Annotated in this window: 19 protein-coding genes; 9 read left to right on the top strand and 10 right to left on the bottom strand. The window is 57.4% G+C overall.

The features are described 5' to 3' along the window. Positions 1-8 precede the first annotated feature (8 nt). Positions 9-1,004, bottom strand: coding sequence for a D-xylose ABC transporter substrate-binding protein (gene xylF, locus JHD74_RS17380; protein WP_024527307.1), 996 nt, complete (start codon positions 1,002-1,004; stop codon positions 9-11). Between the two features lie 376 nt (positions 1,005-1,380). Between xylF and xylA the strand changes: the two genes are divergently transcribed. The 4 genes from xylA to JHD74_RS17360 all read left to right on the top strand — a co-directional run bounded on the left by xylA (position 1,381) and on the right by JHD74_RS17360 (position 5,831). Continuing rightward, positions 1,381-2,700: a xylose isomerase gene (xylA, locus tag JHD74_RS17375; RefSeq protein ID WP_074030879.1), complete on the top strand. Its 1,320-nt coding sequence runs from the start codon at positions 1,381-1,383 to the stop codon at positions 2,698-2,700. A gap of 51 nt (positions 2,701-2,751) precedes the next feature. Next, complete coding sequence (gene xylB, locus JHD74_RS17370; protein WP_199063173.1) at positions 2,752-4,203, top strand: xylulokinase; 1,452 nt, start codon at positions 2,752-2,754, stop codon at positions 4,201-4,203. A gap of 156 nt (positions 4,204-4,359) precedes the next feature. After that, positions 4,360-4,911 (top strand): cysteine hydrolase family protein, encoded by a 552-nt coding sequence (locus JHD74_RS17365; protein ID WP_199063172.1) that lies wholly within the window; start codon positions 4,360-4,362, stop codon positions 4,909-4,911. Positions 4,912-4,913: 2 nt separating this feature from the next. Then, entirely contained in the window at positions 4,914-5,831 is a 918-nt protein-coding gene (locus JHD74_RS17360) for a GlxA family transcriptional regulator (RefSeq protein ID WP_024527311.1), read from the top strand. On the opposite strand, the gene JHD74_RS17355 is transcribed toward JHD74_RS17360, so the two are convergent. Continuing rightward, complete coding sequence (locus JHD74_RS17355; RefSeq protein WP_199063171.1) at positions 5,828-6,820, bottom strand: acyltransferase; 993 nt, start codon at positions 6,818-6,820, stop codon at positions 5,828-5,830. The two genes, JHD74_RS17360 and JHD74_RS17355, sit on opposite strands and share 4 nt — an antisense overlap. Before the next feature lie 230 nt (positions 6,821-7,050). Here JHD74_RS17355 and JHD74_RS17350 point away from each other — a divergent pair, with 230 nt between their 5' ends. After that, the gene (locus tag JHD74_RS17350) at positions 7,051-8,295 is read left to right on the top strand and encodes an MFS transporter (protein WP_024527312.1); all 1,245 of its coding nucleotides are present in this window, start codon (positions 7,051-7,053) and stop codon (positions 8,293-8,295) included. A gap of 45 nt (positions 8,296-8,340) precedes the next feature. Here JHD74_RS17350 and JHD74_RS17345 read toward each other — a convergent pair whose 3' ends face one another. The 8 genes from JHD74_RS17345 to fdnG form a co-directional block, all read right to left on the bottom strand. After that, the gene (locus tag JHD74_RS17345) at positions 8,341-9,879 is read right to left on the bottom strand and encodes an aldehyde dehydrogenase family protein (RefSeq protein WP_024527313.1); all 1,539 of its coding nucleotides are present in this window, start codon (positions 9,877-9,879) and stop codon (positions 8,341-8,343) included. A gap of 219 nt (positions 9,880-10,098) precedes the next feature. Continuing rightward, positions 10,099-11,940: a selenocysteine-specific translation elongation factor gene (selB, locus tag JHD74_RS17340; RefSeq protein ID WP_024527314.1), complete on the bottom strand. Its 1,842-nt coding sequence runs from the start codon at positions 11,938-11,940 to the stop codon at positions 10,099-10,101. Then, positions 11,937-13,328: an L-seryl-tRNA(Sec) selenium transferase gene (gene selA / locus JHD74_RS17335; RefSeq protein ID WP_024527315.1), complete on the bottom strand. Its 1,392-nt coding sequence runs from the start codon at positions 13,326-13,328 to the stop codon at positions 11,937-11,939. The genes selB and selA overlap by 4 nt, the downstream gene beginning before the upstream one ends. Before the next feature lie 71 nt (positions 13,329-13,399). Then, on the bottom strand, positions 13,400-14,050 hold the full coding sequence (locus JHD74_RS17330) for a DcrB-related protein (protein WP_024527316.1): 651 nt from the start codon (positions 14,048-14,050) through the stop codon (positions 13,400-13,402). A 181-nt stretch (positions 14,051-14,231) separates the two neighbouring features. Next, on the bottom strand, positions 14,232-15,161 hold the full coding sequence (fdhE, locus tag JHD74_RS17325; protein ID WP_024527317.1) for a formate dehydrogenase accessory protein FdhE: 930 nt from the start codon (positions 15,159-15,161) through the stop codon (positions 14,232-14,234). Beyond that, positions 15,158-15,796 carry a formate dehydrogenase cytochrome b556 subunit gene (fdoI, locus tag JHD74_RS17320; RefSeq protein ID WP_024527318.1) on the bottom strand — a complete coding sequence of 213 codons (639 nt, stop codon included), beginning with the start codon at positions 15,794-15,796 and terminating at the stop codon, positions 15,158-15,160. Before fdoI ends, fdhE begins: the two co-directional genes overlap by 4 nt. Beyond that, entirely contained in the window at positions 15,793-16,704 is a 912-nt protein-coding gene (gene fdxH, locus JHD74_RS17315; protein ID WP_021807291.1) for a formate dehydrogenase subunit beta, read from the bottom strand. The genes fdoI and fdxH overlap by 4 nt, the downstream gene beginning before the upstream one ends. A 12-nt stretch (positions 16,705-16,716) precedes the next feature. Beyond that, the gene (gene fdnG / locus JHD74_RS17310; protein ID WP_199063170.1) at positions 16,717-19,764 is read right to left on the bottom strand and encodes a formate dehydrogenase-N subunit alpha; all 3,048 of its coding nucleotides are present in this window, start codon (positions 19,762-19,764) and stop codon (positions 16,717-16,719) included. Between the two features lie 173 nt (positions 19,765-19,937). Between fdnG and fdhD the strand changes: the two genes are divergently transcribed. The 4 genes from fdhD (at position 19,938) to yiiM (ending at position 24,333) form a co-directional block, all read left to right on the top strand. Then, positions 19,938-20,765, top strand: coding sequence for a formate dehydrogenase accessory sulfurtransferase FdhD (gene fdhD, locus JHD74_RS17305; RefSeq protein WP_037434388.1), 828 nt, complete (start codon positions 19,938-19,940; stop codon positions 20,763-20,765). Between the two features lie 128 nt (positions 20,766-20,893). Further along, a complete protein-coding gene (sodA, locus tag JHD74_RS17300; protein WP_024483271.1) occupies positions 20,894-21,517 on the top strand; it encodes a superoxide dismutase [Mn] in 624 nt (207 codons plus the stop codon). Positions 21,518-21,638: 121 nt separating this feature from the next. Next, the gene (locus JHD74_RS17295; RefSeq protein WP_024527321.1) at positions 21,639-23,561 is read left to right on the top strand and encodes a methyl-accepting chemotaxis protein; all 1,923 of its coding nucleotides are present in this window, start codon (positions 21,639-21,641) and stop codon (positions 23,559-23,561) included. A 100-nt stretch (positions 23,562-23,661) separates the two neighbouring features. After that, positions 23,662-24,333, top strand: a complete 672-nt coding sequence (gene yiiM / locus JHD74_RS17290; protein WP_199063169.1) for a 6-hydroxyaminopurine reductase — start codon at positions 23,662-23,664, stop codon at positions 24,331-24,333. Positions 24,334-24,344: the final 11 nt, after the last annotated feature.

The following is a 24,344-nucleotide window of genomic DNA, read 5'->3' as shown; positions in this document are numbered from 1 at the left end:
CGTTGCCATTAATTAAGGTCCGATTGCTTATGGAAACCATCGGCAATAACCGTACTCTCGATATTCGTTTTATCCACCTGTACTGGGGTTAATAGCCAGGCCGAAACCTCTTTACTGCCATTATTTAATTTGGCGTTGGACTTGGGTTGTTCCCCTTTGCCCAGTTGCACGGCGATATCCGCCGCTTCGTCGGCCAGTTTGCTGATCGGTTTATAGACCGTCATGGTCTGGGTGCCCGCCACGATGCGTTTTACCGCCGCCAGATCGGCGTCCTGGCCAGAAATCGCCACCTTCCCCGCCAACCCTTGCGCAGCCAGTGCCTGAATGGCTCCACCCGCGGTGGCATCGTTGGAGGCCACTACCGCATCGATCTGGTTATTGTTGGCCGTCAGGGCGTTTTCCATAATCTTCAGCGCGTTTTCCGGCAGCCACCCGTCGGCCCACTGATCGCCCACTACCTTGATCTTGCCGCTGTCGATCAGCGGTTGTAGCACGGTCATCTGCCCCTTGCGGAACAGCTTGGCGTTATTGTCCACCGGCGAGCCGCCCATCAGGAAATAGTTGCCCTGCGGCACGCGCTGCACCAGGCTTTCCGCCTGCATCTCACCCACTTTCTCATTATCAAACGAGATGTAGAAATCGATATCGGCATTGTTGATCATGCGGTCATAAGCCAGGACCTTGATGCCTTCGCGCTTCGCCTCGCTGATCACGTTGCTCAGCACTTGGCCGTTATAAGGGATGATCACCAGGACATCGACGCCGCGGTTGATCATATTCTCGATCTGCGCCATTTGGGTTTCTTCATTGCCGTTGGCCGACTGAACAAACACATCGGCCCCCAGGGCGTTGGCTTTCTTGACAAAAATATCGCGGTCTTTTTGCCAACGCTCCAGACGCAGGTCGTCGATGGCCATACCGATTTTAATCTGTTGGCTGTAGCCCGGTTGGCTGGCCAGTAGCAGCAGTGCGCAAGCAGAAAGCAAGAGTGGTTTGAATTTCATTTTATAACCCTTGAGTTGTGTAGGGAAATAGTTATCCATACGCTTTCAAACGGCAAAATTGAAAGGTGACGAGATAAAACACGAAACTTCCCGTGGATTGTTGTCGCTTATGCGATATTCAGCAATTACAGATTTTCACCAGTGAATTACGGTTTTTAGTTTAATGTTGATTTTATGATGGCGGTCATGTTTTAAACCTGTGAAATATCCCGAGACCAGCAAAACAGGCCCTTCGTTGAATTATGAGATCCCGCGCACATTTAATAATTCTGTGAATTTAAGTGTGAAATAACGTAATTGAGCATTCCGCCACTTACTCCGAAGATGAGCGCATCCCGCATCCCTTACGCCGGGCACCGTTACCAAGGAGTCACTCATGCAATCCTATTTTGATCAGCTAGAACAGGTTCGTTACGAAGGCACCAGCAGCAATAACCCGTTGGCTTTCCGCCACTACAACCCCGATGAAATCATCCTCGGCAAGCGTATGGCCGACCACCTGCGCTTCGCCGCCTGCTACTGGCACACCTTCTGCTGGAACGGGGCAGACATGTTCGGCATCGGGGCTTTCGATCGTCCCTGGCAACAGCCGGGTGAAGCGCTGGAGCTGGCCAAACGCAAGGCCGATGTGGCGTTCGAGTTTTTCCATAAGCTGAACGTGCCTTACTACTGCTTCCACGATATCGACGTATCACCGGAAGGGGCCACGCTAAAAGAGTATCTGAACAACTTTGCGGTCATGACCGACGTGCTGGCAGAGAAACAGCAAAGCAGCGGCGTGAAGCTGCTGTGGGGTACCGCCAACTGTTTCACCCATCCACGTTACGGTGCCGGGGCGGCGACCAACCCGGATCCGGAAGTCTTCAGTTGGGCAGCAACTCAGGTGTTCACGGCCATGAATGCCACCCACAAGCTGGGCGGTGAAAACTATGTGCTGTGGGGCGGGCGTGAAGGCTATGAAACCCTGCTCAATACCGATCTGCGTCAGGAGCGTGAACAGATTGGCCGCTTTATGCAGATGGTGGTTGAGCACAAACATAAGATCGGCTTCCAGGGTACGCTGCTGATCGAGCCCAAACCCCAGGAGCCGACCAAGCATCAGTACGATTACGACGTCGCCACCGTTTACGGTTTCCTTAAACAGTTCGGCCTGGAAAAAGAGATCAAGGTGAACATCGAGGCCAACCACGCCACGCTGGCCGGGCATTCGTTCCACCATGAGATCGCCACCGCCATCGCGCTGGGGATTTTCGGCTCGGTCGATGCCAACCGGGGCGATCCACAGCTAGGTTGGGATACCGATCAGTTCCCGAACAGCGTGGAAGAAAACGCGCTGGTGATGTTCGAAATCCTCAAGGCCGGCGGCTTCACTACCGGCGGGCTGAACTTTGACTCGAAGGTACGCCGCCAAAGTACCGACAAATATGATCTGTTCTACGGCCATATCGGCGCGATGGACACCATGGCGCTGGCGCTGAAAGTGGCCGCCCGCATGATCGAAGATGGTCAGCTACATCAGCAGGTTGCCAAACGCTATGCCGGTTGGAACGGTGAGCTGGGCCAACAGATCCTGCAAGGGAAACTGTCGCTCGAAGCACTGGCACAGCACGCCGAGCAACAGGTGCTGGCACCACAACATGCCAGTGGGCATCAGGAAAAGCTGGAGAACCTGGTCAACCGCTACCTCTTCGGCTAACTCTCTACAGCGCGGTGGGTCATCTCATCGCGCTTCAAAGGATCCGTGCTCATGTATATTGGAATCGATCTCGGTACTTCCGGCGTGAAAGTCATTCTGCTAGGCGAGCAAGGCCAACTGCTGGCCAGCCAGAGCGAACCTCTGCCCATCTCGCGCCCCCATCCCCTATGGTCTGAACAAGACCCGCAAGATTGGTGGCAGGCCACCGACCGCGCCATGTTGGCATTAGCTAAACAGCATAGCCTGCAACAGGTCAAAGCCATTGGCCTGACCGGGCAAATGCATGGCGCAACGTTACTGGATAAACAGCAACGGGTATTGCGCCCGGCCATCCTGTGGAACGATGGCCGCAGCTTTGCGCAATGCCAGGCACTGGAACAAACCGTACCTAGCTCACGGGAAATCACCGGCAATCTGATGATGCCCGGCTTCACCGCCCCCAAGCTATTGTGGGTCAAGGAGCACGAACCACAGATTTTTCGTCAGATAGATAAGGTGTTATTACCGAAGGATTACCTGCGCTGGTGCATCACCGGCGAGTTTGCCAGCGATATGTCCGATGCCGCAGGGACAATGTGGCTGAACGTCGCCAAACGTGACTGGAGCGATGCCATGCTTGATGCCTGCGAGCTGACGCGTGAGCAAATGCCTGCGCTGTTTGAGGGCAACCAGATCACCGGGCAAGTGCATAGCGAGCTGGCCCAACGTTGGGGGATGGCACCGGTGCCGGTGGTGGCTGGCGGGGGTGACAATGCCGCCGGAGCGATCGGCGTCGGGCTGTATCAGGCCGGGCAGGCGATGCTGTCACTGGGAACCTCTGGCGTCTACTTCGCCGTCAGCGACGGCTTCCTCAGTAACCCGGCCAGCGCGGTACACAGCTTCTGCCATGCGCTGCCGCAGACCTGGCACCTGATGTCGGTGATGCTCAGCGCGGCGTCCTGCCTGGACTGGGCCTGCCAGTTAACCAATGTCGACAGCGTTGCCACCCTGCTGCGTAACGTTGAGCAGGCTGCTCCTGCTGAAACGCCGCTGTGGTTCTTGCCCTATCTTTCCGGCGAACGTACGCCGCACAACAACCCGAATGCCAAAGGGGCCTTCTGGGGCTTCACTCATCAACATGGGCCGAACGATCTCGCACGAGCGGTGCTGGAAGGGGTGGGTTATGCACTGGCAGATGGCATGGACGTGCTGCATGCCAGCGGCCTGCAACCCACGGCTATCACCTTGATTGGCGGCGGCGCACGCAGCCCGTTCTGGCGCCAGATGCTGGCGGATATCAGCGGCCAGCGGCTGGAATACCGCACCGGTGGTGACGTTGGCCCGGCATTAGGCGCCGCGCGTCTGGCACAGATTGCGCTGAACCCTGGCGTGTCATTGAGCACCCTACTGCCCGAATTGCCGTTAGAGCAGGTGCATGAGCCGGATACCGAACGGCATCAATATTACACCGCCCAACGCAACACCTTCCGCGAGCTTTACCGCTGCCTGCAGCCGCTGATGTAACCCCTCCCTAACTGCACATAACCCCTCTCAATCGATGAGGGGTTTACCTCCCTTCAACGTTGGTCCGTTGTTGCCATCATGATGGCCGTTTTTGGCCTTCTTTCAGACTGACTACTGGAACAGTATGGTGTTACACCAAATTTAGGAGGGCCGAAAATGTCACATAGCGCACTATTGATCATCGATGTTCAACAATCCTTTCAACACCGCCCGTTCTGGCAGGAAGACGATCTGCCTGCATTTCAACAGGCGCTGACACGCCTGATCGCGGGTTGCCAGCAACAAGGGGTGCCGCTGGTCGACGTGTTCCATGTCTCGCCTGAGGGGCCGTTCTCTTTGGCGTCTGGCTACGTGAAACGCCTGCCGTTTCTGAGCCATCAGGCTGACGTTACGGTGCAAAAGCGAGTACACAATGCGCTGACCGAATCTGGCCTGGATGCCTGGCTACGTGAACGCCAGATCGACCATCTGATTATCAGCGGCATTCGCACCGAGCAATGCTGTGAAACCACCACCCGCGTCGCCTCGGATCTAGGCTATAAAGTGACGTTTGTGACCGAAGCGACGCTCACTTTCCCGATGCATCACCCGGACGGCAGCCTCTTTACCCCCGAGCAGCTAAAGCGGCATACTGAAACCGTGCTGGTCGACCGCTTTGCCACCATTGCCAGCGTCGATGAAGCATTGACACAACTTTCACAGGAATAATCATGCCCAAGGCCGTTTACTTTCTGATGCTCCCCAACGTGCTGTTACTGGATGTCAGCGGCCCGGCTGAGGTATTGCGGCTTACCGGGCAGTTCCAACTGCACTATGTCAGCCCGGTGCCGCAGATTACCTGTTCCATCGGCATGACGATCGGCCAGTTGGCCCCCTTACCGCAACAGTGGAACGAAGGGGATATTCTGGTGATACCGGGGGTGGCGGACTCAACGCATTACTTTGCTAGCGAGGAAGCGGCTCTGGCACGCAATTGGCTCCGGGTCTTGCGCCCGGCTTTGGCCCAGCGGCAGATTGACCTGGTTTGCGTCTGTTCCGGTGCGCTATTGGCCGCCCAGGCAGGCTTGCTCGACGGCTATCACTGCACCACTCACCACGCCGTGCTCGACCGTCTGCGCCAGCAGGCGCCGGCCGCGCAGGTGAAGGAAAACCGTATTTTCGTTGAGGATCGTGGGGTGTTTACCAGCGCGGGTATCACCGCCGGTATCGATCTGGCCCTGCACCTGGTCAATCAACACTGTGGGGCTGACCGCGCGTTGGAGATTGCCCGTGAGATGGTGGTTTATTTCCGCCGCTCCGGCGACGATCCGCAGCTTTCCCCGTGGCTACGCTATCGAAATCATCTGCATCCTGCCGTGCACCGGGCGCAGGATGTCATGGCCGCCGAGCCAGAGGCCGAATGGTCGGTCCCCCAGGTGGCGGAGAAAGCCCACGTCAGCAGCCGCCATCTGGCACGGCTGTTCCGCCTGCATATCGGCCTCAGCGTACGGGAATATCATGAACAGCTGCGGCTGGCGGTCGCACAGCAACGGCTGCAACAGGGCTACGGTCTGGAAAAGGCCGCGCTAACCGCAGGCTTCTCCTCTGGCCGCCAACTGCGGCGGGCACAGCAGCGCTGGCAGGCTTAAGACACCAGCCGCCGGGTATCGACTTTCTGTAACCCCATCGACAGCAGCAGGCTCACGCCAAGCGCCATGCCAAACACCCAGAAGATATCCAGCAGCGGGTAGGCCGGAAACTCCCAGTGGCGGTTACGCATCACGTTAACGATCAGGGCGTGAAAACCGTAGATCGCCAGCGAATGACGGGAGATCACGCCTAACCAGCCGATTGGATTCGGCAGGCAGTTTTTGCACCACACCAGCAGCGAGACCGCCGCCACAAATACCAAGGGGCCGGTATACATATAAAACGTATCGGCGAAGCTGCCGTTGATAAACATCTGGCTTTTGGTACCACGGATAATCAGTACCACGCTAGCGACAAAGCACAGCACTGCCAACAGGCTCATACCGCGCCGTTGGGTAGCCATCATGCCGATCGCTCGCCCTGCCAGGGCATACAGCAGGTAATAGAAGGTATCGCCATAGATGTACAGGTTCACCGGCAGCAGATGCACGTTATCCAGGGTCAGCTTGCTGGTATTCGGGTTGGCGATAATCGCCAGAATGACAATTACCCCGGCCAGATAGAGGCCAGAGACCGGTTTGACGCTGATCAGCGGCGAAAGCAGGTAGACCACCGCAATGGCGTAAAAGAACCACAGGTGATAAAACACCGGCTTTTGCAGGATGGCGCGTAACGAGGGCCAAAAGCCGATGCGGGTAAAACAGGCAATATAAATCAGGGCAATGGCGCTGTAGAACAAAATACAGCAGGTAATGCGGATAAAGTGTTTTTGGTTGGCACTGCGCTCCCCAAAAAACAGAAAGCCGGAAATCATAAAGAATAGCGGCACCGCAGCCCGTGAAATCGAGTTCAATACGTTAGCCATATCCCAGTTATGTTCACCCACTGCCACACCGTTAGCGACGTAGTAGGTGGTCGCGTGGATCATCACCACCATCATGCACGCCAGCGCACGCAAGTTATCTATCCAACCAATTTTATTGCTCATTGCTGCCCGTCGGTTGCCTATAATTCTGTCATAGAGAAATGTTAATAAGAGGTTATAGCTCAGGGGAGTGCAGCACAACGCTTAAACGCACTATTAAGAATGAGCCTCAAAATCACCTTATGATTGCCAAGGTGAACAATTGGCGGCAAAATAGCCGCCACAACTCGCTCAGTTTGCGCACCCCCGCCCTGACAGTTCCTTATTTCTTCTTTACTATCAGTAAAATAAAAATGAAAACATCATTACCCCCTGCGGCACTTTTAGGCCGACAGGCGCTTTTATTCCCACTTTGTCTGGTGCTGTTCGAATTTGCGACCTATATCGCCAACGATATGATCCAGCCCGGTATGCTGGCGGTCGTGGCCGACTTCAACGCCGGTGTGGAATGGGTGCCCACCTCAATGACCGCCTATCTGGCTGGCGGCATTTTCCTGCAGTGGCTGCTTGGCCCGCTGTCAGATCGCCGTGGCCGCCGCCCGGTGATGCTGGCCGGGGTGCTGTTCTTTATCGTCACCTGCCTGGCCATTCTGCTGGTCACCAATATCGAGCAGTTTATCGTGATGCGCTTCCTGCAAGGGATCGGCCTGTGCTTTATCGGCGCGGTGGGCTATGCCACCATTCAGGAGTCGTTTGAAGAGGCGACATGTATCAAAATCACCGCGCTGATGGCTAACGTGGCGTTGATCGCCCCGCTGCTGGGGCCGTTGGCCGGGGCCGCCTGGGTTCACGTAGCCTCCTGGCAGAGCATGTTTGTGCTGTTTGCCGCGCTGGCCGCCATTGCCTTTGTTGGTCTGTGGAAAGCCATGCCTGAAACCGCCACGCTACAAGGGGAAGCCTTCTCGGCGGCCAACCTGTGGCGGGACTATCGCCAGGTGCTGGTCAATCGGCGCTTTATCTGTGGTTCATTGGCTATCGGCTTTGCCAGCCTGCCGCTGTTGGCCTGGATTGCCCAGTCTCCGGTGATCCTGATTAAGGGTGAGTCGCTCTCGGCGCTGGACTATGGCCTGTTGCAGATCCCGGTGTTTGGCGCGCTGATCCTCGGCAACCTGACGCTGGCCCGCGTGACTGGCAAACTCAGTATTGAACGCCCGATCAAGCTGGGCGCATGGCCGATGCTACTGGGCCTGCTGCTCGCCGCGCTGGCCACGGTATTTTCCGCCCACGCCTATCTGTGGATGACCGCCGGGCTGAGCCTTTATGCTTACGGCATTGGTTTGGCGAACGCCGGTCTGTATCGCCTGACGCTGTTTTCCAGCAACGTGAGCAAAGGTGCCGTTTCGGCCGTGATGGGCATGCTGAGTATGTCGGTATTCACCATCGGGATCGAGCTGGCCAAGGTGGCCTATGTCTGGGGCGGTAACGGGTTATTTAGCCTGTTCAATCTGGTCAGTGGCCTGTGCTGGCTGATGCTGACGGCGCTGTTCCTCAGCAAACACCGTGGTGGCGCCACTCCCGCACCGAGTGCCACAGTGTAATGGTTAACCAGTCCTCTCCCAAAGGGAGAGGACTGGTGTGAGGGTTTAGAACAGCCCCATCGGTTTTTCGGAGTAGCTCACCAGCAGGCACTTGGTCTGCTGATAGTGCTCCAACATCATCTTATGGGTTTCCCGCCCGATCCCCGACTGTTTGTAGCCGCCGAACGCCGCATGTGCCGGGTAGGCATGGTAGCAGTTGGTCCAGACGCGGCCCGCCTGAATGTTGCGCCCCATCTGGTAAGCAATGTTACCGTTGCGGCTCCACACCCCGGCTCCGAGGCCAAAATCGGTATCATTAGCCAGCGCCAGCGCTTCATCCATGTCTTTGAAGGTGGTCACCGCCAGCACCGGGCCGAAAATCTCTTCCTGGAATACCCGCATGCTGTTCTTGCCGAACAGTATGGTGGGCTCCATGTAGTACCCTTGCGCCAACCCGCCATCCAGCGCCTTGCGTCGGCCACCGGTCAGCACCTTGGCCCCTTCCTGCTTGCCGATCTCGATGTAGTTAAGGATGGTCTTCATCTGCCCTTCGGAGACCTGCGCCCCCATTTGGGTGCTGGCGTCCAGCGGGTTGCCGCTACGGATGCTCTCCACCCGTTTGATCGCCCGCTCCATAAAGCGCTCGTAGATCGATTCCTGCACCAGCGCCCGGCTCGGGCAGGTACAGACTTCCCCCTGGTTAAAGGCAAACAGCGCAAAGCCTTCCAGCGCCTTGTCGAAGAACGAATCCTCTTTGTCCATCACGTCGGCAAAGAAGATGTTGGGTGACTTGCCGCCCAGTTCCAGCGTCACCGGAATGATGTTCTGGGTGGCGTAGCCCATGATTTGGCGGCCCACCTCGGTCGAACCGGTAAAGGCCACTTTGGCGATACGCTTCGAGGTCGCCAGATATTCCCCGATTTCACCGCCTGCGCCGTTGACCACGTTGATCACCCCTGGCGGCAGGATGTCCTGGATCAGTTCCATCAGCACCAGCACCGATAGTGGCGTCAGCTTGGCCGGTTTCAACACAATGCAGTTACCCGCCGCCAGCGCCGGAGCCATCTTCCAGCAGGCCATCAGCAGCGGGAAGTTCCACGGAATGATTTGTGCCACCACGCCCAGCGGTTCGTGGAAGTGATAGGCGACGGTTTCGGAGTCGATCTCGCTGATGCCGCCCTCTTGCGCTCGTACGCAGGCAGCAAAGTAGCGGAAATGGTCGATAGCTAACGGAACGTCGGCATTAACGGTTTCGCGGATCGGTTTGCCGTTATCCCAGGTTTCTGCCGCCGCCAGCAGATCGATATTCTGCTCCATGCGATCGGCGACCCGGTTAAGCAGGTTGGCGCGCACCTGCACCGACATTTTCCCCCATGCCCCTTTGGCATCGTGGGCCGCATCCAGCGCCAACTCGATATCCTGGAAGGAGGAGCTGGCCACTTCGCACAGCGTCTGGCCGGTGATCGGCGTCAGGTTGGTGTAATACTCGCCCTGTACCGGCGCCACCCAGGCACCACCGATAAAGTTGTCGTAACGTTTTTTCAGTTTGAGAGGAAACCCGGTGTTTTCAGGCGTGAGGTGACTTGCCGTAGTAGTATTCGCCATTAGTATCTCCTTTTAACGAGGCTGCAACCTTACCGCCCGCAGACGGTAAGCAGGTTCACGGCACCATGGCCGCAGATCCGGTGTTCAAACTTAAGAAGCGGTGAACTATCTCTAGCCGGAATGATAGGGGTTTATGAGGAGAAATGGCGAAACAATGCTCAAACGCATGAGGGGTGTCACAATCTTTTAAACTGGGTGCAACAATATGCACCCATAATTTCAACCGCCAAACAGCCCGCGATCCCGCAGCAGATGCTGGTTCCCCTTACGCCGGGTAAAGCCGCTGCGATCGAAAAATTCCAGCACCTGGATCGCCAGCTTGCGGCCAACCCCCAGCCGATCGCGGAAATCACCGGCATTGGTGCTGCCTTGCGTGGCGTCCAGCTCGCGGATCATCGCGGCAAACTGTTCGATACGCTGGCTGAGGTAGTAGCGATCGACCACCACGGCGGTGACGTAGCCAAGCTGTGCCGCTTTGCGCAACGCGGCGCGAACGCTGTTTTCCTCTTCGCCCAACGAGGCGGCCAGATCGCGCACCCACCAGGGCTCTTCACCAAACAGCGGCTCAATGCGGCTCCACAGCGCCTGTTGCTCGCTGCTGAATGCCAAACCGTGGTCTGGCAGATGCAGCCAGCCGCGCGTATTACGCAGCAAACCCGCCGCCAGCAGCCGATCGATCATCATAAATACCAGCGGCTCATGCAGCGCCGGTAACGCCATACGGCGCAGACGAGCGCGCCCCAGGCCTAGCTGATCGGCATGTTGCTGATGGTATTCGGCCAACACCTGTAACAGGCGCTGCTCATGCGCCTGCACATTGGCCGGGGCCAACGCCATCTCGCCAGAGATCATCAGGGCATAACCCGCCAGCAGTTCCTGCAGGCCCTCATCCGTCAGTTGTCGCGCCCAGGCAAACGCGGCCAAATCCAGTGCGCCACCCGGCAAACGCAAATCCAGCACCTGTCCATCGCTGGATGCCTGAGACAGCGCGGCCAGCCAGGCCAGATACTCCGGCTGACGCTTGCCCCGTTTCGGCGAGGAGAGCCCCAGCACGCGGGCAGCCCCCAACGTTTGGCGTGCGCTGATATCACGCAGCACCAGCCGATCGTTTTCCACCAGCCACAGCGGGCGATCGAGGATCAGCTCCGCCAGGTTGTCGGCCAGCAACGCAATGCGCCCGGTGATATGGCTGGCAGCATGGTGAATATGCAGCGACTGCCAGTGCTTGAGCGGCACATCGGCCTCTATCGCCACCAGAATACGTTCTGCCGCCGCTGGCGGTTGTTGCGCCAACAGCCAGTCGCCGCGCGTTAGCTGATCTTTGCTGACGTCACCGCTGATATTCAGCGCAATGCGCTGTCCGGCAACCGCCTGTTCTGCCGCCTGATTCTGCGCATGCATGCCGCGCACCCGTACCGGCACATCCGCACCGGTCAGCCATAGCGTATCGCCTACCGCCACACTGCCGCCCAGTGCCGTCCCTGTCACCACCAGCCCGGCACCCTTGACGCTGAAGGCGCGATCCACCGCCAAGCGAAAACGGCGTGATAGTAAGTGCTCACCGGGTTGCAGCGCCAACAGATGCTGGCGCAGCTCATCAATACCTTCCCCCATGGCCGCCGCAGTAACAAATACTGGCACATCATGCCAGCCCTGCTGCGCCAATTCAGCCAACACCTGGGTTTGCACTTCAGCGACTCGTGCAGGCTCCACACGGTCGGCTTTGGTTAGCGCCACCGTCAACTGCGCTCTACCGCTCAGGCGCAGGATCGCCAAGTGCTCGCGGGTTTGTGCCATTACGCCATCGTCGCAGGCCACCACCAGCAGCGCATGGTCGATGCCGCCAATGCCCGCCAGCATATTAGCGAGGAATTTTTCATGGCCGGGAACGTCGATAAACCCCAGCACGCGGCCATCTGGCTGCGGCCAATAGGCATAACCAAGATCGATGGTCATGCCACGGCGTTGTTCCTCCGGCAGGCGATCGGCATTGATGCCGGTGATCGCCTGTAGCAGGGTGGTTTTGCCGTGGTCGACATGGCCAGCGGTGGCAATAATCATGCGCTCAGCGCCTCAACCAGTGCGCCCTCCTGTTCCAGGCAACGCAGATCGAGCCACAGCTTGCCGTCGTTGATACGGCCAATGACCGGCTGCGGCAAACCGCGCCACTGCTGGGCCAAACCTTCTAGCGTAGCGCCTCGTCCATCAAGTGGGGCAAAGGTCAACGCGTAGCTCGGCAGACGATCTACCGGCAACGAACCGCTGCCAATCTGTGACCAGCATGGCTCGCTGCGCAACTCGAAGCGGCCAGCAAACCGCGGAGCCAACTGGCTTTGCAAACGTTCGGCAGTTTCCTGCATCTGTTGCTGTGGACGGGTTAGTAAGCGCAAGGTAGGCAAGTGTTCTGCCAGTAGCTCAGGCTGTTGATACAACCGCAGCGTGGCTTCCAGCGCCGCCAGCGTGATTTTGCCTACGCGCAGGGCGCGCTTGAGTGGGTGCTGTTGCAGACGGGCGATGAGATCTTTTTTACCGACGATAATCCCGGCCTGTGGCCCGCCCAGCAGTTTATCACCGGAGAAGGTCACCAGATCGACACCTGCGGCAATCAGACGTTGCGGCATCGGTTCGGCGGGCAAGCCGTATTGCGCCATGTCGATCAGCGAGCCACTGCCCAAATCGGTCGCCACAGGAATGCCGTGTTCATGGCCCAACACTGCCAGTTCGCTTTCATCGACCGCAGCGGTAAACCCTTGAATACTGTAATTACTGGTGTGTACCTTCATCAACAGGCCGGTTTGCTCGTTGATGGCGGCACGATAATCTTTCAGATGTGTACGGTTGGTGGTGCCGACCTCCACCAGTTGGCAGCCCGCCTGGCGCATGACGTCCGGGATGCGGAACGCGCCGCCAATCTCCACCAGCTCGCCACGTGATACCACCACCTGCTGGCCCGGAGCCACTGCCGCCAGCATCAATAGCACCGCCGCCGCGTTATTGTTGACGATACAGGCATCTTCCGCCCCGGTGAGCTGGCAGAGCAAGTCCGCGATGGCCCGATCGCGATGCCCACGGCCTGCGCCATCCAAATCATATTCCAACGTCACGGCACTGCTCATGGCACTGACCACCGCATCAACTGCCGGTTGCGCCAATAGCGCTCGCCCCAGGTTGGTGTGCAAAACGGTGCCGCTGAGGTTAAACACGGGTTGCAACGCCGGGCGCTGCTGTTGGTCCAGGCGGACATGTAGCGCCTGCGGCCAGTCCTGACACCAGGCGGGCAACTGTTGCTGCGTCTTGATGGCTTCACGCGCCTGCGCCTGCATCTGGCGCAGCAGTTCACTGATAAGCGTCTGGCCATGTTTGGCGACGGCGGTTTCAATCGCAGGGTCGCGCAGCAGGCGGTCGATGGCAGGTAACTGGCTGTAAAGGTGCTGGAATTCAGTGCTCATGGTCACTCGATTTTTCAGTGTCCGGTTATCGGCAAACTGGCTTATTGGCGTGCCGAGCTAAACCAGTCAGGTTATTTAACCTGCATGGTATCAATAATTCGCTGTACCAGGGCATGATGTAGATCCGGTGTTTTAGCTGGCGTTAACAGCTGCAACGTCACGACCCGTTTATTGAACACCGTCAACACGATGGTGGAAACCAGTTTTTGCCCGTTGACCGTCTGTTCGGTATCCAAACGATGGAACTTCTGCTTACCGACGGTGAAATTCTCTTCTTTGGTTTTCTTGATGTTCTGATAGCGGTCAGACAGTTCGGTAATGATACTTTGCGTCAGCTCTTTGAGCATCGCATCGCTGGTATTGATCTTCATGTCTGCTGGCGGGATCACTTCCGAAGCGACGGTGCGCTGGCGCGATTTGCTGTCGAGGAACAGCTGAATGGTCGACTTGTCGTCGTTGATGATGCCGCTCAGCTTGGTCTGATCGCTGAAACCCGGTGGCAGTTCAAAGGTGATTTGGCCTTTTTGCAGCGAGACATTCAGGCCGGGGGTGGGCTTGGGTTCTTCCACCGGTGGCGCTGGGGCTGGCGTTACGGGTTGTGTCACAACCGGTTTTGGCGCGGGGGCGGGGACTTCCGGCTTTTTGCTGTCCTGGTTATCGCAGGCTACCAGCCCGGTAAGCAGCACGGCCAGCGCCGCGCCTTTGGCAAGGGTCTTCAACATCATGTCTTCCTTTCGCGTTACGCGTCTTGACGTAACGGTAGCAACTCGCTTCCCGGTTTGCCAGATGTCTAATCCGAAAGTCGTTGCGGCCCCCTCCCACAGGGAGAGGGAGCTGCAAAAGTGATGGACTTGAGTTGAGCAATTACAGTGGCAAGGGGCGAACGAATAAGCCCAACTGTAATTACTCCCCAGGGAACAGGAACGGGTTGATACTGCTGCGCGCAAAGCCTTCCTCTTCCATCTTGGCATCGAGGATAAGCGAAGCCAGATCGTCAGCCACCGCCTCGACCTTCGGGTCCTTCTCCTGATAGAGGATCTTCAGGTAGGTGCCGCAATCGCCACAGCTTTCCGCTTTCACGGCCGCCTGCTCACTTTCCAGTGACCAGTAGTTGAGATCGCCGGTTTGCTCGCAGTTGCTGCATTTCACCCGCACCACGTGCCATTCGCTCTCGCACAGGTTGCAGTGCAGATAGCGCAGGCCGTTCACGGTACCAAGATGCACCACGCTGGAAACCGGGATACTGCCGCAAACCGGGCAGAATTGGCGATGCTCGCCGTACTCGGCCCGTGCCTTGCCAGGGATCTGGCTGGCCATCTGCGCCCAGTACAACGACAGCGCCGCCCAAAGGAACGGGGCTTTGTCACTGCCTACTTTGGCAAACTCGCCTTTCAGCAGGGCGCTGGCCAACAGCTCCAGCTCATGGGACGAGGATTTCTCCAGGTTATCCAACACCGCCAGCACGTGCTCCGGTGCCTGCGGGCGCAGTTCTGCGATCAGCGATGCCAGCAGCTTGTGCCAGTGTTCGCTGCGTGGATAGACGCTGATGTCCAACGGCGGCTTACCGCTGGCGGCGCTCTGAGTCAGAGTTTCACCGAGATCCAGCTCCAGCGGATTATCGTGGCAAGCGTTGTTCTGCGCTTGCGCAATGCTGGCAGCAAAATTGAGATAGTCACCCAGCGGATGGTCTACGGCCAGTTGCTGCAGACGTTCGGCTCGGCGGGTATAAAGGCTCTTCAAGTTGGCGAAAAGTAACGGCGGAATAGTTTCCGCCGTTGAAGACTTTTCACGCTGTGCCCCTAACTGCTCTTTAGGAACGATGCGGATACTCATCTGGGTTTGTCTTCCTGTTGTTTCTCGCGGACCTCACGGTACCAGCGCGGATGATGCTTCTTGGCCCAGGCAGCCGGCACCCAACCTTCCACCATCGCGGTAATGGTGCCTTTTACCCACAACGCGGCGTAAATGTGCACCATAATCACGATGATCAACCCCACCGCTGCCAACGAATGCACCACCAACGCGATGCGGATCAGCGGAATGGAGAAGGATGGGGCAAAGTATGGCCGCCAGATAACGATACCACTGGCCAGCAACAGCACCAGACTGATGATCGCCGCCCAGAATACGCACTTCTGACCGAAATTATAACGCCCAGTGTCACCCACTTCCTCATTCATGGCGATTTTGTGGATGTTTTTCGCCCAGACGATATCTTCCCGGTTGATCAGGTTGTGCTTCCAGTAGCGCAGGAACATCAGCAGGAACGCGACGAACATCAACACCCCGGTGAAGGGGTGAAGGATGCGTGCCAGCTGTGGTGTACCAAAGATATTCATCAGCCAGTTAAAGGACGGGAACAGGAACCCCAGCCCGCTGACGGCGGCAAAAATAAAGCAGAACGCCACAATCCAGTGGTTAATCCGCTCCGGCGCGCTATAGCGCTGAATTGGCTTTTCCTTCCTCATTTGCGCGTCTCCTCATCATGATGCTCGTCCTTCGGATCCTGCTCTTCCTCTTCTTCAACGCGGTTTGGCCCCACGCCGACGTAGTGGAAGATACTGGCCGCAAAGGTGGCAGCAAACCCGATGGCGGCCAACGGCTTCCAGACCCCTTTCCAGAAGGTCACCGCCGGGCTGATGGTCGGGTTATCCGGTAAACCGTGATACAGCTGCGGTTTATCGGCGTGATGCAGTACGTACATCACGTGGGTGCCGCCCACGCCAGCCGGATCGTACAGACCGGCATTCTGGTAGCCACGGGTTTTCAGTTCATCGACACGTTCCGCCGCGACATTTTTCATCGCTTCTTTGGTGCCGAAGTGGATCGCCCCAGTCGGACAGGTTTTCACACAGGCCGGTTCCTGGCCAACGCCAACGCGGTCGACGCACAGGGTACATTTGTACACCCGGTTATCTTCCGCATTCATGCGTGGCACGTCGAACGGGCAACCGGCGATGCAGTAGCCGCAGCCGATGCAGTGTTCGGACTGGAAGTCGACGATGCCGTTGGCGTACTGGATGATGGCCCCTTCCGATGGGCACGCCTTCAGGCAACCCGGATCGGCGCAGTGCATGCAGCCATCCTTGCGGATCAGCCACTCCAGCTTGCCGTGCTCCTCAACTTCCGAGAAGCGCATCACCGTCCACGATTTGGCGGTCAGATCGGCGGGGTTATCGTAAACCCCGACGTTGTGCCCCACTTCATCGCGGATATCGTTCCATTCAGAACAGGCCACCTGGCAGGCTTTGCAGCCGATACAGGTAGTGACATCGATCAGCTTGGCCACTTCTTCCTGGTGATCGCGCGCGCGCGGTGCCGGGGTGAAGCCATTGGTGGCGGATTTACGAATGATGTCTTGAGATTGCATTGCCATAATTCGTCTCCGTTACACCTTTTCCACGTTAACCAGGAACGCCTTGAACTCTGGCGTTTGCGTATTGGCGTCGCCGACAAACGGCGTCAGCGTGTTGGCGATAAAGCCCTTCTTCGCCACCCCTTCGTAACCCCAGTGGATCGGGATGCCGATGGTGTCCACGTCCTGGCCATTTACCTGCAGAGTACGAATACGTTTGGTCACCACCGCCTTGGCCTTGATATAGCCACGGTTGGAGCTGACTTTGACCGTATCGCCCTGCTTGATGCCTTTCTTCTCTGCCAGCTTCTCGCCAATTTCGATGAACTGTTCTGGCTGAGCGATGGCGTTGATCAACGCGTGTTTGGTCCAGTAGTGGAAATGTTCGGTCAGGCGATAGGTAGTACCGACATACGGGAACTTGTCGGATTTGCCCATCGCGGCCAGATCGTCTTTGAACACGCGCGCCGCCGGGTTGGACACCACGTTCGGGTGCAACGGGTTGGTGCCGAGCGGCGTTTCAAACGGCTCGTAGTGTTCAGGGAACGGCCCTTCCGCCAGTTTATCGAGGGCAAACAGGCGGCCCATGCCTTCCGGCTGCATGATAAACGGCCCGACGTCGCTGCCCGGTGCGGCGGCGCTGTAGTCCGGGATATCAACCCCGCCCCACTTGGCACCATCCCACTCCAGCAACTGGCGTTTGGCATCCCACGGTTTACCCGCTGGATCCGCAGACGCACGGTTATACAGGATGCGGCGGTTCAGCGGCCATGCCCAAGCCCAGCCCAGCGTGTTGCCAAGGCCAGAAGGATCGGCGTTATCACGGCGCGCCATCTGGTTGCCCGCTGGCGTCCAACTGCCTGCGAAGATCCAGCAGCCACTTGCCGTGGTGCCGTCATCACGCAGGTGCGCGAAGGTGCTCAGCAGTTCGCCTTTCTTCGCCAACACTTTGCCGTCCGGATCGAGGACATCCGCCAGTGCCCGGCCGTTGCTCTCCATCGCCACTTCTTCTGGCTTCGGATTTTCCGGGGTCAGGTAATCCCAGGACATGTTCAGCAACTGCTCAGGGACCGCACCGCCGTCACGGGTGTACATTTCGCGCAGGTGCATCAGCAGCCCCGCCAGAATTTCACCGTCGTTCAGCGCTTCCCCTGGGGCATCGGCCCCTTTCCAGTGCCATTGCAGCCAGCGGCCAGAGTTAACGATTGAACCGTTCTCTTCGGCAAAGCAGGTGGACGGCAGGCGGAATACCTCGGTCTGGATTTTCGATGGATCAACGTCGTTGAACTCATCGTGGTTTTGCCAGAAGTTGGCGGTTTCGGTGTTCAGCGGATCGATGGTCACCAGGAACTTCAGCTTGGCCAGCGAGGCCACCACTTTGTTCTTGTTCGGGAATGAGGCAACCGGGTTAAAGCCCTGGCAGATATAGCCATTCACTTTCCCCTGCGACATCATCTCGAAATACTGCAGCACGTCGTAGCCTTTGTCCCACTTCGGCAACCAGTCAAAGCCCCAGCTATTATCTTTCTGCGCTTTGTCGCCGTAGAAGCTCTTCATCATGCTGACGAAGAATTTCGGGTAGTTGCTCCAGTAGTTGACCTGGCCCGGCAGCAGCGCCTTCGGCGTGTTCGCTTTCAGGTAGGTCTCCAGATCGGCCTGCTTCTCGGAAGGCAGCGTCATATAGCCCGGCAGGCTTTGTGACAGCAGACCCAAATCGGTCAGCCCCTGGATATTGGAGTGGCCACGCAGGGCGTTCACACCACCACCTGCCATGCCCATATTGCCAAGCAGCAACTGGATCATCGCCATGGTGCGGATGTTCTGCGCACCGACCGAGTGCTGTGTCCAGCCCAGGGCGTAGAGGAACGAGGCCGTCTTGTCGTTGGCGCTGGTTTCGGCGATATATTCGCACACCTTGAGGAAATCCTCGGTTGGCGTGCCGCAGATGTTGGTGACCACCTCTGGCGTATAACGGCTGATGTGCTTTTTCAGCAGGTTCCACACGCAGTTCGGGTCCTGTAGCGTAGTATCACGCTTGGCGAAGCCGTTCTCGTCGAGCTGGTAATTCCAGGTGGTTTTATCGTATTTGCGATTATCCGCGTCGTAGCCGCTGAACAGGCCGTCGTCGAAGGTGAAGTCTTCCCGCACCAGCAGGCTGGCGTTGGTGTAGGCGTCCACGTATTCGCGGTTAATCTTGTTATTGGTGATCAGGTACAGCAAGACGCCCGACAGGAAAGCAATGTCGGTACCTGAACGGATAGGCGTGTAGAAATCCGCCACGGATGCAGTACGGGTAAAGCGCGGATCGATGACGATCAGCTTGGCTTTATTATGAATTTTGGCTTCCATCGCCCAGCGGAATCCCACTGGATGCGCTTCTGCCGCATTCCCACCCATGACGATAATTAAGTCGGCGTTCTTGATATCAACCCAGTGGTTGGTCATCGCACCGCGACCAAATGTTGGAGCAAGACTTGCTACCGTTGGTCCGTGTCAGACACGCGCCTGGTTATCTACGGCAAGCATGCCGAGAGCGCGACTAAATTTTTGGGTAAGCATACCGGTTTCGTTGCTGGAGGCCGAAGCACACAGCATCCCGGTGGAGAGCCAACGGTTCACCGTTACGCCAGCGGCGTTGGTGGCTTCGAAGTTGGCATCGCGGTCTTCTTTCATCAGTTTGGCGATGCGGGTGAAGGCGTCGTCCCAGCTGATGCGTTGCCACTTGTCCGAGCCTGGAGCGCGATATTCTGGGTATTGGAGACGGCTTTCGCTGTGGATGAAATCCACCAGACCTGCCCCTTTCGGGCACAGTGCACCACGGTTTACCGGATGGTCTGGATCCCCTTCGATATGGAAGATGCTCTCTTTGGCGTTTTTGGCGCCATCACCAAGGCTGTACATCAACAGCCCACAGCCGACGGAACAATACGTGCAGGTATTACGGGTTTCACGGGCGCGCAGCAACTTGTACTGCCGGGTTTCCGCCAATGCCACCGCCGGGCTAAAGCCCAGTGCGGCCACCGTGGTTCCTGCCATACCGCCAGCGCAGATCTTAAAGAACTGCCTTCTGCTGACCTGCATGGGGGGTCTCCTTTCTCTCTCGTGTTGTCACATTGTTTCAAATGACGCTTTCCCCCTTAAAGCGGGAAGCGCTAAAATCACTATTCTTATGTGGGTATTGGCCAAATGGGCCGCAACGGCGCCGCAATAATACCATAGCAGGCGTAGGGTTGTTACAAACAGGTGCCAGGAAAGTGAACAAAATTAACCAAGAGCAGCCCACAAATGTGAACGCGCTCACGGGCCTGATCCAGGCTCCGGTGTACCAGCGCGGGCAACTGACCACCACAGAGCAAGATTGGCTCGCCGAAGAGGTGCCGGTCGCGCTGGTGTATAACGGTATTTCTCACGTGGTGATGATGTGTACGCCAAAGGATCTTGAGGCGTTCGCCCTCGGTTTTTCCCTCTCGGAAGGGATTATCGACTCACCACGGGATATCTTCAGTATAGAGGTTAATCCCACCTGCAACGGCATGGAAGTACAAATCGAGCTTTCCAGCCGCCGCTTTGCCGGGCTGAAGGAGCGCCGCCGGGCGATGGCTGGCCGCACAGGGTGCGGCGTTTGTGGCATTGAACAGTTGGCGGATATCTTCCGGCCGGTCACACCACTGCCCTTTACCCAGACCTTCTCGCTGGCCAATCTCGATCGCGCCCTCAGCCAGTTGCGCCAGGTGCAGAACGTCGGCCAGTTGACGGGGTGTACCCACGCCGCAGGTTGGATCTCACCGCAGGGTGAACTACTGGGCGGCTGCGAAGACGTTGGCCGCCATGTGGCGCTGGACAAAATGATCGGCATACGCGCCAAACAGGGCTGGCAGCAAGGGGCGATCCTGGTTTCCAGCCGGGCCAGCTACGAGATGGTGCAAAAATCCGCCATGTGCGGCGCCGAGATCCTGTTCGTGGTGTCTGCCGCCACCTCGCTGGCGGTGGAAATCGCCGAGCGCAGCAACCTGACATTGGTTGGCTTTAGCAAGCCAGGCCGGGCAACGGTGTTTACTCACCCGCAGCGTATTACCGATTAATTCCTAAACCACACAGTCTGTAGGGCATTGATAATCATTTTCAATATCATTTAATTAATTATAATGCATCATACTGCTTACGCGGTGCTCACATTTTGCGCCGCCCTACACTACTGGAGATGATGATCATGAGTTATTCACTGCCATCCCTACCTTACGCTTACGACGCACTAGAACCGCATTTCGACAAGCAGACGATGGAAATCCATCACACTAAACACCACCAGACCTATGTCAACAACGCCAACACCGTGCTGGAAGCTTACCCTGAGCTGGCTTCGCTGAGCGTAGAAGAGCTGATCCAGGATCTGGATAAAGTCCCTGCAGACAAGCGCACCTTTATGCGCAACAACGCAGGCGGCCACGCTAACCACAGCCTGTTCTGGAAAGGTCTGAAAACCGGCACCACGCTGGGTGGCGATCTGAAAGCCGCTATCGAGCGCGATTTCGGCAGCGTAGAGAAATTCCAGGAAGAGTTCGAGAAAGCCGCCGCCACCCGTTTCGGTTCTGGCTGGGCTTGGCTGGTGCTGAAAGGCGACAAACTGGCCGTGGTATCTACCGCTAACCAGGACAGCCCGCTGATGGGCGAAGCCGTCTCCGGCGCTTCAGGCTTGCCAATCGTTGGCCTGGACGTGTGGGAACACGCTTACTACCTGAAATTCCAGAACCGTCGCCCTGACTACATCAAGGCATTCTGGAACGTGGTGAACTGGGACGAAGCGGCCAAACGCTTCGCCGAAGCCAAGAAATAATTTGGCTTATCTCCGATGATGCCCGCTGATGCGGGCATTTTTTTGCCCGTTGTCCGCTAAAGTTTAACCGCCCCTTGCCGATGCTTTGTTCAATTGACCAACGCCTAAAGAGGGATAAATCATGGCGGCATTGCAAGCTTTGGCAGGAAAAATCGTTCATCTCACCGTAGGTAAAAAACTCGGACTCGGATTCTCTCTGATGTTGATACTGGCGATCGTTATCGCTGGCACCGGGATAACCTACCTCAATCTTATCGAATCACGCAGCGACCGCATCGATTTCAGCTATCAGTTAACGGGCGAAATCAGTCAGGCTAAATACACCCGGGCCATGTTTAGCCAAAATTACAATACCGACTACCTTGAACGTAACCGCAAACATATCGAGAACGCGTTGCAGCTGGCCAGCCACGCGCAAAACCTGAATTGGGATGCGCAAAGCCGCAAGGATCTGGAACTTTTGGTGGTGTTGCTGGGTAACTATGAGCAACAACAGAAAATGTTTGCCAAAGCCGTGGTGGATAAAGACGCGGTACGAGCCAGCTGGAACATGTCCGAAGTTCAGGACAGCCTGAGCCAGGTTGAACGCCAACTGGGTGCTGCCGATCTGCAACTGGCGTTTATCCAGTTGAACCAGAAGCTGACCCAGATCCGCTACTATGCCCGTGGCCTGGTGCTGCAACCCAATCGCGACTCCGAAATCCCATTACTCAGCGCTATCGACGACGCCCGTAGCGCCGCCAACACGCTCAGCCAACGCCTGAACGAGTCACAGCGCCCGTTGCTCCAACCTCTGTTGACCGTGCTTGACGAGTATAAAGGCCACATCGCGGCCTACCTGCCCGCCGTTGAGAATGAGATCAAGATCAGTAAACAGCTCGGCGGCTACGCTGACGAGATCGGTACGCTGGTTAACAATTTCATGAAGGATGAGCTGACGCAGACGCACAATAATATCAATACCGCACAGTGGCAGATGGGGATCACCACGGCAATCGCCATTCTTGCCGGCCTACTGGTGTCATGGCGTATCACATTGCAGATCACTCGCCCACTCAACAGTACCCTGGAACTGGCAGAACGCATTGCCAAGGGAGATCTACGTCAGGCGCAAACCAGCACTCGCCGTGATGAACTTGGCCAGTTGCTTAACGCCGTCGCCGCCATGAGCCAGAACCTGCGCGATATGATTGAGAAAATCCAGATGGGGGTCAGCCAGGTCTCCACCGCCGCCGGGGAAATCGCTGCGGGCAATACCGATCTCTCTTCACGTACCGAACAGCAGGCCGCCGCGGTGGAAGAAACCGCCGCCAGCATGGAACAGCTCACCGCGACGGTGAAGCAGAATGCCGACAACGCCCATCACGCCAACCAGCTGGCGACCGATGCCTCGCAAACCGCACAGCAGGGCGGCAAACTGGTCAACAACGTCGTCAGCACCATGCGGGATATTTCCAACAGTTCGCAGCGGATCGCCGAAATTACCACCCTGATCAACGGCATTGCCTTCCAGACCAACATCCTGGCCCTGAACGCCGCCGTAGAGGCCGCCCGGGCAGGCGAGCAAGGGCGCGGTTTCTCGGTTGTTGCCAGCGAAGTCCGCAATCTGGCCCAGCGCAGCGCCCAGGCGGCGAAAGAAATCGAAGGGTTGATCACCGAGTCGGTCAACCGGGTACAGAGCGGTACCGCACTGGTGGAAAACACCGGCAACACCATGGAACAAATCGTCCGCTCGGTCACCCACGTGCGCGATATCATGGCTGAAATAGCCGCCGCCTCCGATGAACAGACCAGGGGCATCGCGCAGATTGGCCAGGCCATCGTGGAAATGGATCACACCACTCAGCAAAACGCCGCGCTAGTGGAAGAGTCTGCCGCTGCCGCCGATTCGCTGGAAGAGCAGGCCGAAATGCTACTGCAAAGCGTCTCGGTATTCCGCCTGGCAGATAAGGCTGCGCCAGTGGAAACCAAAACTGCCCAGCTCAAATCGCCATCAATGGCCAAACCGAGCACCAACGCCGAAGACAACTGGACGACCTTCTAACCCCTCCGCCCGCCCGGTGATCTCCGGGCGGGTTATTCTGTTCCTCCCCCTCGACTCAGGCTATGCTAGACGGCATTAACGAGCGTGAATGGAGGCTAGCATGCACCACCCAGACGTCTATCTCGGTTCGATTCAACCCTATGAAGGTGGCCGCCCCAGCGCTATCGCCAAACGCCTGGTGGAGGGTATGCTGAAGCTTACTCCATTGGGTCTGGCAGGCGATGAGCAGGCAGAAAAAAGCTACCACGGCGGGCCTGACCGCGCCCTTTGCCACTACCCGCGCGAGCATTACGAACACTGGCGTGAACAGTTCCCCGCACAGGCAGAACAGTTCTGCGCGCCAGCCTTTGGTGAGAATATTTCGACCCTCGGCCTGACCGAGCATAACGTGTTTATGGGGGATATTTTCCGCTGGGGCGAAGCGCTGATCCAGGTGACCCAACCGCGCTCTCCGTGTTTCAAACTCAATTACCATTTCGCTATTAACGATATTTCGGTGCTGATGCAGCAAACCGGTCGCTGCGGCTGGCTGTATCGCGTGGTATCAACTGGGATGGTCAGTGGTGATCAGCCACTGGAGCTGGTAACCCGCAATAGTGATGTTTCCGTCGCAGAAGCCATCAGCATTGCCTGGCACATGCCGTTCGATGAAGAGCAATACCGTCGTTTACTGTCGGTGGCGGGGCTGTCGGCCAGCTGGAGCAAAACCATGCTGACGCGCATCACCAGCGGCAAAATCGAAGACCTCAACCGCCGTCTGCTTGGCCGTTAATCGGCACCAGG

The organism is Serratia sp. ASV30, from assembly GCF_016428815.1.
In the GTDB taxonomy this organism is placed as follows: Bacteria; Pseudomonadota; Gammaproteobacteria; order Enterobacterales; family Enterobacteriaceae; genus Chania; species Chania fonticola_C.
This window is presented reverse-complemented; position numbering and strand designations above follow the sequence as displayed.